Origin of the sequence: Chthoniobacter sp., from assembly GCF_040003245.1 — a bacterium.
Taxonomy (GTDB): domain Bacteria; phylum Verrucomicrobiota; class Verrucomicrobiia; order Chthoniobacterales; family Chthoniobacteraceae; genus Chthoniobacter.
This window is the reverse complement of sequence record NZ_JBDUCX010000035.1, coordinates 26,038-36,479: the sequence shown is the minus strand read 5'-3', so window position 1 is coordinate 36,479 and position 10,442 is coordinate 26,038. Positions and strand designations below refer to the sequence as shown.

Below are 10,442 nucleotides of genomic sequence, written 5' to 3'. Positions count from 1 at the left end.
CTTCATCCGCCCAGTCGTAGTCCTGGAACAGCGACGAGAGCACATTGTGCGCGGCTTGCGCCGTCTCCCACTCAAAGCGTTTGCCCGTTTTCGGCATCAGCCCTTGCTCGATGAAATACAGCACCCCATGCCGCTCCTTGGCGGTGAGTTGCGTGTTGAGCCCGAACGACCACGTGAAATTCACCATCACCTTCTTCCAATCCACGCCGAGTGAGACGAACCCCACCTCGCCCATCATTGCATGCCGCGCCTCGTCCCAGAGCTGGCGCGTCATATCGCGGTAGTAGCCCCACGGCTTGCCCTTCGTCTCGGTGATGATCGAGGCCATCATCTCCGGTACATCGATCTCACGCAGGCGCTTGTAGTACATCATCAGCACCTTCGGCTCGGGCGGCTGCGCCGGATCGTAGAGGAAGGCCTCCGCGTTGACCCCCATGTTGTAGGGATCGGGAAAGCGCGCGTCGCGTTTCGGCACCTTGTCGTAGACGAAAGGCTTGGCCGAGTACCAGCGCGCGTAGGCGTGATCGGACTTCACACTCGTCCCGTCCAGCCCGCCCGCCGCCGCGAGCGCGTCGTCGAGCACATTCAGCCACACTTCGATTTCCGTCTTGCGTTTGCCGATGGCCTCCTCGAAGGCCGCAACCGCCCGCGAGCCGTAATCATCCAACTCCTCGATCTCGACCAGCGCAAACTTGATCAACCGCACGCTCGGCGCGTCCGCCAGCGGATTGGTCACCATGCGATGCTTCTCCAGCGCCGCCCCGAGCACCGGCACGGCGTGTGCATAGATGCCGAGCAGCAACTCTTCCGTCGTGGGCGACGCGAGGATTTCGTCGAAGAAAATCTCCAGCGCCGGGTCCGGCACGATGTCGAGCCCGAGCGGCGGCTCGCGCATTTCGCCCACGCGCTGGCGCAGCGCCGCCGCGTGCTCCGCGCAGTAGTGCGCGTGGAGTGAAAAGGCCATCTTCAACTCATACACCGGTTCCGCCGTGAGCCGCGCGAGGAAGATCTCGTGCAGCCGCCTGAACGCATAATGAAAGCGCTTCAGCCGCCGCACACATTCCTCCACCGAGAGACCGGGGTGCTGCGCTGCATCGAAAGTGGCGAGGCCGGCCAGCGGCGGCAGACCGTGAAATGACTGGTACGTACTCATGGCGGGAAACGATTAAGACCGACAAATTATCCGTCCGCCGTGCCAGCGAGGCAACGACTCATTTCCCGGTTCGTCGACCGTCGGCCTCACCGGCCGTCTCCTATTGGAGATAGTGCCGCGCGAGCTTCCAGCCGCCAATCACTCCCAAAATGGAACCTAGCGAACTGACGAGAAATGCCGCCATGATCCCCATCGGCTCGCCCAGCTCCCAGCCGACGTAACCGCCGACATTGAGGCCGATGAAGATGAAGAGTTTCATGATGCCCCTCTGAAAATAGCAGCATCCACGCCGCCAGGCCGGGGAAATTGCTCCCCGACAGCATCCCGGCGGCGGCCGGGGACTGCTTGCGCTGGCGGAAAGTCCGCGCATTCTTGCAACCCGCGCGTGACACGCCTTCGCTGCGCAACATAGATTCCCGCCGCCCGCATGTCCGTCCCGACCAAAGACCAAATCGCCGACCTCCTCGAGAGCATCGCCCAGATGCTCGAGCTCAAGGGCGAGAACATTTTCAAAATCCGCGCCTACACGAATGCCGCGCGCGCCGTGGAGACCTACCCCGGCGATCTCGCCACGGCCGCCGCCGAGAACCGTCTCGGCGATATCCACGGCATCGGCCGCGCCATCGCCGAAAAGCTCACCGAGCTCATCGTCACCGGCCAGCTCGCCTACTACGAAGCGCTCAAGGCGGAATTTCCGCCCGGCATCTTCGAGATGTTCGATCTGCAGGGACTCGGCCCCAAGAAGATCAAGGCGCTGTGGGAAAAACTGAACGTCACCACCATCGCCGAGCTGGAAAAGGCCTGCAAAGACGGGCGCGTGGGCAGCCTCGCCGGATTCGGCAAGAAGACTTCCGACAATATCCTCGCGGCGATTCAATCGCGGGCGAAACATGCGGGCCGTTTCCGTCTCGGTGAAATCGCCCACGATGCCGAACGCATGCTGGAAGAACTCAAAGGTCTGCCCGATGTGCTCCAGGCGTGTGTGGCGGGCAGCTACCGGCGGTGCAAGGAAGTCGTCGGCGACCTCGATTTCATCGTCGCCACGAATTCGCCCGCCGAAGTCTCCGAGTTTTTCATCAAGCACGAGATGGTCGAGAGCGTCATCGCCAACGGCGCGACGAAATCCAGCGTGCGCCTCAAGTCCGGCATCCAGGCCGATCTGCGCGTGATCAAGAGCGCGGAGTATCCCTTCGCGCTGAATTACTTCACCGGCTCCAAGGAGCACAACATCATCATGCGCCAGCGCGCCCTGGCCCGTGGCTGGACGCTCAATGAATACCGCCTCGGCCCGCTGGAGGATTCCAAGACCGAACCGCCGCCACCCATTTACGAGGAGCGCGATCTCTACCGCGCCCTGGGCCTCGATTACGTCGAGCCGGAGCTGCGCGAGGACCGGGGTGAATTCGCCGCCGCGGAGAAACACACGCTGCCCGACTTGATCGAGAAGGACAACCTGCGCGGCACCTTTCACAACCACACCACCTCGAGCGATGGTCGCAGCACCCTCGCCGAGATGGTCGGCGCCGCCCACGAGCTCGGCCTCCAGTACCTCGGCATCGCCGACCACTCCAAGGCCTCCTTCCAGGCGCATGGCCTGGACGCCGACCAGCTCCTCGCGCAAGTCGCCGAGATCCGCGAGATGAACAAGGCCTTCGACGGCCACTTCAAGATCTTCGCCGGCAGCGAAGTGGACATCCACAAGGATGGCACGCTCGACTTCCCCGACGAAGTCCTCGCGCAGCTCGATTACTGCGTGGTCAGCGTGCACAATGTCTTCAATCTCACCGAGGCGGAGATGACCAAGCGCATCATCAAGGCGATCGAGAATCCTTACGTCACCATGCTCGGCCATCTCACCGGCCGCCTGCTGCTCTCTCGCGACGGCTATCCGGTGGACCACGCGGCCGTCATCGAAGCTGCCGCCGCGACCGGCACGATCATCGAGCTCAACGCCAACCCGCGACGGCTCGACATGGACTGGCGCTGGTGGCCGCTCGCCCGGGAAAAGGGCGTGAAATGCGCGATCAATCCCGATGCGCATCACACCGCGCAGTTACAATTCCTGCACTTTGGCATCGGCACCGCGCGCAAGGGCTGGCTCACGCGCGCCGATGTGGTGAACACGCTGCCCCTCGGCAAGATCGAGGCCGTCCTCGCAGCCAAGCGAAACGCGCTCCAGTGATCTGGCTCGTCGTCGCTCTGATTGTCGGAGTGAGCTACCTGCTCGGCACGATTCCGAGCGGCCTCCTCATCTCGAAATCGCAGGGCATCGACATCCGCGAGCACGGCAGCAAGAACATCGGCGCGACCAATGTCTGGCGCACCATGGGAAAAAGATGGGGCCTGTTCGCTTTCCTCTGCGACACCTTCAAAGGCTGGCTGGCGGTGATCATCGGCGTGTCGTTGGCGGCCCATTTTGCCACGACAATTCAGCTTCCGCACGGCCACACGGAGGTAAAGTATCTGCCGCCCGATTACGCCGGTATCGCCGCCGCGCTGGGCTGCATCATGGGGCATAATTTTCCCATCTGGCTGGGCTTCAAGGGCGGCAAGGGCGTGGCCACTTCGCTCGGAGTGATCATCGGCATGATGCCGCTCGTCAGCCTCGTCATCTTCGCGATCTGGGGCATCGTCCTGAAGCTCTCCCGCTACGTCTCGCTCGCCTCCATCGTCGCGGCGCTCTCGCTGCCCATCGCTGTCGTCGTCCTTCTCATGTTCGGCCCTTCGCACGGCTGGGCCTCGGTTCACGGCTGGGGTAATTTTTACTTCGCCGTCGTCGCCGCGACCATGGTCTTCAAGCGCCACACCGCGAATATCAAGCGCCTCCTCGCCGGCACGGAACTGCGCTTCGGCGATCCCAAGCCCGTCGCTGCTGCCGAGACCGCTCCGGAACCTCCAACCCAGGAGCCTCCGCTATCATGAGCTTTCGCAATGTCGGCATCATCGGCGCCGGCAGTTGGGGCACCGCGCTCGCCGCGGTCCTCGACGCCAATCGCCTGCCGGTCCTCATTTGGGGGCACGACGCGGACCACATTGCCAAGGTCACGGCCGCGCGCGAAAACGCCGCCTATCTGCCCGGCTACCGCCTGCCGGATTCCTTCCGCTTCACCACCGAACTCGACGATCTCGCGACTTGCGATCTCGTCCTCCTGGTCACGCCTTCGAAGGCCGTCCGCGAGGTCAGCGCGCGTCTTTCCACTACCACGCTTTCCCGGGATGCCGTGCTCCTTTCCTGCACCAAGGGGGTCGAGCGCGGTAGCGGCCTGCGGATGAGCGAGATCATCACCGAATGCTTCCCGCACAATCCCGTGGCCGTACTCTCCGGCCCGAGCCACGCCGAGGAAGTCGTCCAGAAAATGCCCACGGCCATCGTCCTCGGCTGCGCGCGGGAGGAAGTGCGCACCCGCCTCCAGCAGACCTTCGCCACGTCCTTTTTCCGGCCCTACACCAGCGAAGACGTCGCCGGCATCGAACTCGGCGGCGCCTTGAAGAATATCTTCGCCCTCGCCGCCGGCGTCAGCGATGGCCTCGGCCTCGGCGACAACTCCAAAGCCGCCTTGATCACCCGCGCCCTTGCCGAGCTCATCCGTGTCGGCGTCGCGCTCGGTGGCAAGCGCGAGACCTTCCAGGGCTTGAGCGGCCTCGGCGACCTCATGGTCACGTGCTTCTCGCGCCACAGCCGCAACCGCGCCGTCGGCGAGCGTCTCGGCAAAGGCGAACGACTCGCCGATATCATCGCCTCGATGAACATGGTCGCGGAGGGCGTCCCGACCACTTACAGCGCCCACGAATGCGCCCGCCGCCTTGGTCTCGAGACGCCCATCATCGAGCAAATGCGCGCCCTCCTCGACGGCACCCTCACCCCGCGCGAAGTCGCCGTGAACCTCATCACCCGCGAGACGAAAGCAGAGTAGCGAACCCGGGCTCCTACTTCGCCCCTTCGTAAGTAATCACGAGATTCGTTACGCCTTTCTCGCTGGTCGCCTTCACCGTGAGCTTCCTCTTTCCGCCGTTCACGGTCGCGGTCACCATCGTCGAATCATTCCCATCCGTGCTCGTGGACTTCACCTCCGTTTCGAAGCCATCGGCCTTGAGCGTGCTGTCGAAATAGTCCTTCACCTTGTCGGGGTCGTCCCTCGTCTTGGCGAGATAGGTGCCGGCGATTTTGTCCTTGGTCTCCCGTCTCGTTCCGCCGTCCTGCCCTTGCGCCGCAGGGTATGAGGGCACCCACCTCGGCGGCAGCGTCGCATCCCGGTCGACGCTGGCGGCGACCGGGCCCGGCGAGGCGGTCGATGTCAGCACGACCACTCCGCTGTCATCGACTTCAGCGAGCGGGAGAGGGGGGCGGGGAACCGCTTTCGCCATTTTTGGCGGAAAGCAAAGTGAGGCCAGGAGAATCCCGGCGATGGCCACAAAGCCGGCAAAGATTGCCGTCCGCACGCGGCTGGATACGCCTGCCTTTTGCGGAGCCGGGTTGGAATCGGAAGGGTTCATCAGAGAACAGTTCACCCAGCTTGTAGCGCGACGGTCATGGGTTGTCCGTCAATTTCGGTTGCCGACCTGCCACATCCGGCTTGGGAATTCGATCCCTTTGATAGCGGGCGGTTATCACAGCAATGCTAAATCTCTATTTCCGCTACAAGCCAATCCACGTTTAGTCTTCCGCCACAAGGCTACTCTACTACTTCGCCACGCCATGAACAATACCTCCCACGATTACGATGCCATTCTCATCGGCGCCGGCCCTGCCGGCTCCTGCGCCTCCGCCATCCTCGCCGAATACGGCCACCGCGTCCTCGTCCTCGAGCGCGAAAAATTTCCCCGCTACCATATCGGCGAATCCCTCATTCCCTTCACCTTCGGCCCCCTCGAGCGCATCGGCATGATCCCGAAAATGAAGGCGTCGCATTTCGTAAAGAAGTACAGCGTCACCTTCGTCCAGCCCGAGGGCCGCCGCTCGCAGCCCTTCTATTTTTTCACCCGCTACGATCGCGAGACTGTCGCGCAATCGTGGCAGGTGCTGCGCTCCGAGTTCGACCAGATGCTCTTGGATAACGCCCGCGAGAAGGGCGCCGAAGTGCGCGAGCAGACCACGGTGAACCGCCTGCTCATGGAGGGCGAGCGGGTCATCGGCGTCGAGGCCACGGACCGCACCACCGGCCGCGCCTACGAAGTGCGCGCCCCGATCGTCGTCGATTGCACGGGCAAGGAAGCCTTCACTTCGAACAAGCGCGGCTGGCGCCTGCGCGACCCGTATCTCAACAAGATTGCCGTCTGGACCTACTACAAGGATTCCAAGCGCGGCGAAGGCATCGACGAAGGCGACACCACCGTGGCCTACGTCCCGGACAAAGGCTGGTTCTGGCACATCCCGCAGCACGACGGCATGACCAGTGTCGGCATTGTCGCCGAAGGCAAGTATCTCACCCGCGACGGAGTGAAAGACCCGAAGGAAATCTTCCACCGCGAGGTCGAGGAAAACCTTTGGATCAAGGACCGGCTCTCCGTGGGCCAGTCGACCGGCGAGTATTTCATCACCAGCGAATACAGCCGCCACTCGCGCTATTGCGCCGCGCCGGGCCTGGTTCTCGCGGGCGACGCCCTCGCCTTCCTCGACCCCGTCTTCAGCAGCGGCGTGATGCTCGCGCTCGAGGGCGGCCAGCTCGTCGGCGAGGCGATCCACGAAGGCCTCGTCGCCGGCGATCTCTCGCCCGCGCGCTTCACCGAGTACGGCGCCACCGTCCGCCAGGGCGTGGAAAATATGCGCAAGCTCGTCTACGCCTTTTACGACCCGAACTTCTCTTTCCGCGAAGTCATCAAGGCGCATCCCGATGCCGCCGGCCAGCTCACCGACTGCCTCTCCGGCGACGTGAACAAGGACTTCACCCAGCTCTGGGACTGGATCCGCGAGTTCGTCCCTCTGCCCGACGATCTGCCCTACGGCGAGCCCGCTCCCGAGGGCGATGCCTTGGCCACCGCTTGAAATAGCTGGGTTGAAGCACGCTCAGCGTCCTTCTGCCCCCTCGCTTCTCTCTTCGACCATTCCCGCCACATTATGACCCACCATCATGGTTCAAAAATGCCTGAACCATGATGGTAATGCTTTTTGCAATGATCGTTCAAGCGAAAACCTTTCGCCGAGCTCCCGGCCGCAATTTGACTGAACCCGCTCTCCTACTCGTGCCCGAGCACAAACACCAACCCCCTCGCCAGGCGATCCGGGAGATTGTCCCCATGATGCCCGGGCGGTTGGTAAAACCGCACCGCTGAGGCCCGGTTTTTCAGTTCGTTGAAAATCTTGCGGGCACCGATGTTCGCGCCGAATTCATCCTGTTCCGCGCCATCGAGATAAATGCGCTGCGAGGGCGCGAAAGCATCGTCATTGCGGCGCACGAGCATCAGCGGGTCGAGGTCGAGCCACCGCTTCCACACGTCGGCGCGCCACTGGCCCTTGTCGTCGTAGAGCCATTCGAATTGACCGGGTTTGTCGGCCACCGGCGCATAGTTGGCGCAGAGGCCCATCACCAGCCGGGCCAGGCCATCCTTGGGCAACTGCGCACCTTTCCCCGGGGCCATCGCCGCGGTGAGCATGGCGGGCGTCACCGCGCGGACGTTCGGTTCGTTGACCAGCGTCCGGTGCGTCGTGTCGAAAGCACTGTCGGGCGAAAGCGCCACGACCGCATTGAACTTGTCGTGCTGCTTCATGCCCAGCAACAACGCGCCGTAGCCGCCGCTGGAGTGGCCCGCGATCACCGGGCTGGCGCCGGACGCCGGGGACGAGTAGCGCGCGGTGAGCGCCGGCAGGATCTCTTCGCTGACGTAATCCGCATAGCGGCCCGTGGCCGTCGAATTCAGGAACTGGCTTCCCCCGTAGCGCGACCGCCCATCTACCACCGCAATCCGCAGGGGATTGGTTTTGGCCAGCAGGTCGACGACCTTGCCAAACCAGGCATTGTTCCCATCCGCGATCGCGTCTTCGGCGGAGCTGCCCCAGCCGGGCAGGTAAATCACGAGCGGCAGCGGCGCATCGTCCTTCACGTTGTCCGGCTTGAAGACCGCGAGGTGCCGCGCTGGCGGATCGCCCAAGGGATTGTCCTTTAGCGTGGCGCCCGGGATGTCCATGACGTCAAGTTGCGCCGCCCGCAGATCGATGCTGGCGGCGACGGTCGTGAGGGCGAAAACGAGGAGGGTTCTAGGAGTGCGCATGGGGGTAAGGCGTGATCTTAAGACCGAAAACCGAAAACTGGAAACTCTCAGTCGCGCAGATTGGTCATCAGAAAATGCCGTACCCGCGGCGGCTCCGGCCCGCGGTGAAATGCATTTACCGCTTCGTCGATGCGCTTGTCCTCCACCGTCGCCCGTTCGTGCTGCCGCAGATGCTCGGCCCACGAGCCCACGAGGAACGTCTCGCGAAAGTGCTTGGGATTGTCGAGGTCGTGAAAAAGCGAGCAGCGGAACGCGCCATCGCGCAGCCGCGTGCGCCGCAGGGCGCGCATCGCGGCGCGAAACTCGCGGGTCTGCGCGGGATCGATCTGGTAATCGACGGTGATCAGCACCGGGCCATCGTCCGCCGCCGGTTCCAACGCCAGATTGTGGATCTGCGGCCAGTGGCCGGAAGGGCTAAGATCGAGCTTCTCCACGTGGCTGATCGGCAGCCAGCGATCGAACGCCGCACACACCAGCAGCCACCCGCCCGCGCCCCACAGTGCGGTGGACGAACTCGTCCACCCGGTGACACGCCCCCAAGCCAGCGCGCCGAGCGCAAAAGCGCCCTGCGCCACGACCAGATAAATCGCCGAGCTGCGCGCCCGCACCCAATTGGGAAAAGCACTCTGCGAGGCCACGCTGAAGGTATTGAGCGCGCTGATCCAGCCGCCTCCCACGACCAGCAGGTCGAGCCCCATCATCAGGCGATTGGGCACGATGGCCAGCAGGCCGGTCGACACGGCCGCCGCCACGCTCGCCCCGGCGAGCACGCGATCGAAGGAAAGCCGCGCCCGCAACCTCGGCAGCAGCAGCAGCGCGGTGATGATCGCGCCCGTACCGTAGCAGCCCATGAACATGCCGAAATCGAAGCCCGTCCAGTGTCGTTCGCGGATGAGCACCGGCAGTAACGCGATCGGCGCGACCGCGGCGAAGACGTGCAACCCGGCGCGCACCAGCACGGCCTGCATCGGCGGCGAATGTCGCGCATAACGCAGCGCCGCCGTGATCGCCCCCAGCATCTGCTCCTGCTGCGCACTGCGCGGCTGCCCGGAGTAACCCCGGTTGCTCATCACCGCGATCACCGCCACGAACGAAATCGCATTCAGCGTAAAGACCGGCGCCGGCCCCAGCGCCGCGATCAGCAGGCCGCCAATGATCGGCCCAAAGGCGCGCGCGATATTGTACCCCACCGCATTCAGCGCGAAAGACGGCGCGAGCAGCGGCCGCCCGACCAGGTCCGGGATCATCGCCTGCCACGCCGGAGTGGTGAAGGCCGTCGAAACTCCCAGTTGAAACGTCGCCAGCAACAGCAGCGCTTCATTGAGCCGCCCAAAGTAGGCCAGCAACGCCATCCCCGTTGCCGTGAGCAGTGCGCCGATCTGCGCCACGAGGATCTGCTGTCGGCGATCCACCAGGTCGGCCAGCGCTCCGGCCGGCAGCGCGAGCAGGAAGAGCGGCAGGCTCGACATCGTCTGCATCAGCGAAATCATGATCGGCGACGGCGTCATCGTGGCCATCGTCCACACCGCCGCCGTGTCGTTCATCGTCGTCCCGATATTCGACACGATACTGGCCAGCCATACCGCCCGAAACAGCGGCTGCCGCAGCGGCACCCAAGGCGACGGCGCAGGGCTCATGCGCGGGAAATGAGGCTCAGTTGACAGTCGATCATGGTTGGCGGGTTTAAGGTAACAAGACGCGTCACCATTCGTCATTCGTCATTCGCACCGGCATTCGCCGCCCCCGCAGCTAAGAAAAGGAGGGGAGACCGGATAACAAACGAGAGGGGAATCCCGGGTGGGGTATGCTGCAGCGATTGGCCGCGTGGAACAAATCGCCCTGGCGGGATTGTGTGAGCCGGGGCGGGCTGCGGAATCAAGGCCAGTCAAGGCTGCTAAAGGCGAATCAAGGGCGGAAATTTTTTCGGCGCGGAAGGAAAGTCGGGTTCTATCAATGGTGCTTATCAATCAGTTCAAAATGTTCCACGCGAGGCCGAGTGAATTCCTCAGTCGCCCTTGCTCGTGCTCAATCGTGTCTAATCGTGCCTCCAATTTTTCCGCCGCCTTTCCACTTCAGATGCTGC

At 63.5% G+C, this 10,442-nt stretch carries 9 protein-coding genes; 4 read left to right on the top strand and 5 right to left on the bottom strand.

Translation table 11 applies throughout. The features are described from left to right. Together ABJF10_RS06865 and ABJF10_RS06860 are read right to left on the bottom strand one after the other, a co-directional pair. Positions 1-1,153 (bottom strand): hypothetical protein (locus tag ABJF10_RS06865; protein ID WP_348543790.1); only part of this gene is annotated, 1,153 nt, incomplete at its 3' end. A gap of 100 nt (positions 1,154-1,253) precedes the next feature. Then, a complete protein-coding gene (locus ABJF10_RS06860; RefSeq protein ID WP_348543789.1) occupies positions 1,254-1,412 on the bottom strand; it encodes a hypothetical protein in 159 nt (52 codons plus the stop codon). 168 nt (positions 1,413-1,580) lie between these two features. Between ABJF10_RS06860 and polX the strand changes: the two genes are divergently transcribed. Genes polX through ABJF10_RS06845 form a run of 3 tightly spaced genes read left to right on the top strand, consistent with a single transcriptional unit; the run spans position 1,581 to position 5,067 of the window. Next, positions 1,581-3,335, top strand: a complete 1,755-nt coding sequence (polX, locus tag ABJF10_RS06855; protein WP_348543788.1) for a DNA polymerase/3'-5' exonuclease PolX — start codon at positions 1,581-1,583, stop codon at positions 3,333-3,335. Beyond that, a complete protein-coding gene (gene plsY / locus ABJF10_RS06850; protein WP_348543787.1) occupies positions 3,332-4,075 on the top strand; it encodes a glycerol-3-phosphate 1-O-acyltransferase PlsY in 744 nt (247 codons plus the stop codon). Before polX ends, plsY begins: the two co-directional genes overlap by 4 nt. Continuing rightward, on the top strand, positions 4,072-5,067 hold the full coding sequence (locus tag ABJF10_RS06845; protein WP_348543786.1) for an NAD(P)H-dependent glycerol-3-phosphate dehydrogenase: 996 nt from the start codon (positions 4,072-4,074) through the stop codon (positions 5,065-5,067). Before plsY ends, ABJF10_RS06845 begins: the two co-directional genes overlap by 4 nt. Before the next feature lie 13 nt (positions 5,068-5,080). Here the strand turns inward: ABJF10_RS06845 and ABJF10_RS06840 are convergent, their stop codons facing one another. After that, a complete protein-coding gene (locus ABJF10_RS06840; RefSeq protein ID WP_348543785.1) occupies positions 5,081-5,647 on the bottom strand; it encodes a hypothetical protein in 567 nt (188 codons plus the stop codon). 202 nt (positions 5,648-5,849) lie between these two features. On the opposite strand from ABJF10_RS06840, the gene ABJF10_RS06835 reads away from it, so the two are divergent. Beyond that, on the top strand, positions 5,850-7,136 hold the full coding sequence (locus ABJF10_RS06835) for an NAD(P)/FAD-dependent oxidoreductase (protein WP_348543784.1): 1,287 nt from the start codon (positions 5,850-5,852) through the stop codon (positions 7,134-7,136). A 191-nt stretch (positions 7,137-7,327) separates the two neighbouring features. Here the strand turns inward: ABJF10_RS06835 and ABJF10_RS06830 are convergent, their stop codons facing one another. Continuing rightward, on the bottom strand, positions 7,328-8,359 hold the full coding sequence (locus ABJF10_RS06830; RefSeq protein ID WP_348543783.1) for an alpha/beta hydrolase: 1,032 nt from the start codon (positions 8,357-8,359) through the stop codon (positions 7,328-7,330). Between the two features lie 47 nt (positions 8,360-8,406). After that, positions 8,407-9,996, bottom strand: a complete 1,590-nt coding sequence (locus ABJF10_RS06825; protein ID WP_348543782.1) for an MFS transporter — start codon at positions 9,994-9,996, stop codon at positions 8,407-8,409. Positions 9,997-10,442: the final 446 nt, after the last annotated feature.

Excerpts from the sequence above, each read along its gene's own strand:
- ABJF10_RS06825 (WP_348543782.1), bottom strand. The coding sequence starts at position 9,996 with ATGAGCCCTGCGCCGTCGCCTTGGGTGCCGCTGCGGCAGCCGCTGTTT.
- ABJF10_RS06845 (WP_348543786.1), top strand. The coding sequence starts at position 4,072 with ATGAGCTTTCGCAATGTCGGCATCATCGGCGCCGGCAGTTGGGGCACC.
- ABJF10_RS06840 (WP_348543785.1), bottom strand. The coding sequence starts at position 5,647 with ATGAACCCTTCCGATTCCAACCCGGCTCCGCAAAAGGCAGGCGTATCC.
- ABJF10_RS06835 (WP_348543784.1), top strand. The coding sequence starts at position 5,850 with ATGAACAATACCTCCCACGATTACGATGCCATTCTCATCGGCGCCGGC.
- polX (WP_348543788.1), top strand. The coding sequence starts at position 1,581 with ATGTCCGTCCCGACCAAAGACCAAATCGCCGACCTCCTCGAGAGCATC.
- ABJF10_RS06830 (WP_348543783.1), bottom strand. The coding sequence starts at position 8,359 with ATGCGCACTCCTAGAACCCTCCTCGTTTTCGCCCTCACGACCGTCGCC.
- ABJF10_RS06860 (WP_348543789.1), bottom strand. The coding sequence starts at position 1,412 with ATGAAACTCTTCATCTTCATCGGCCTCAATGTCGGCGGTTACGTCGGC.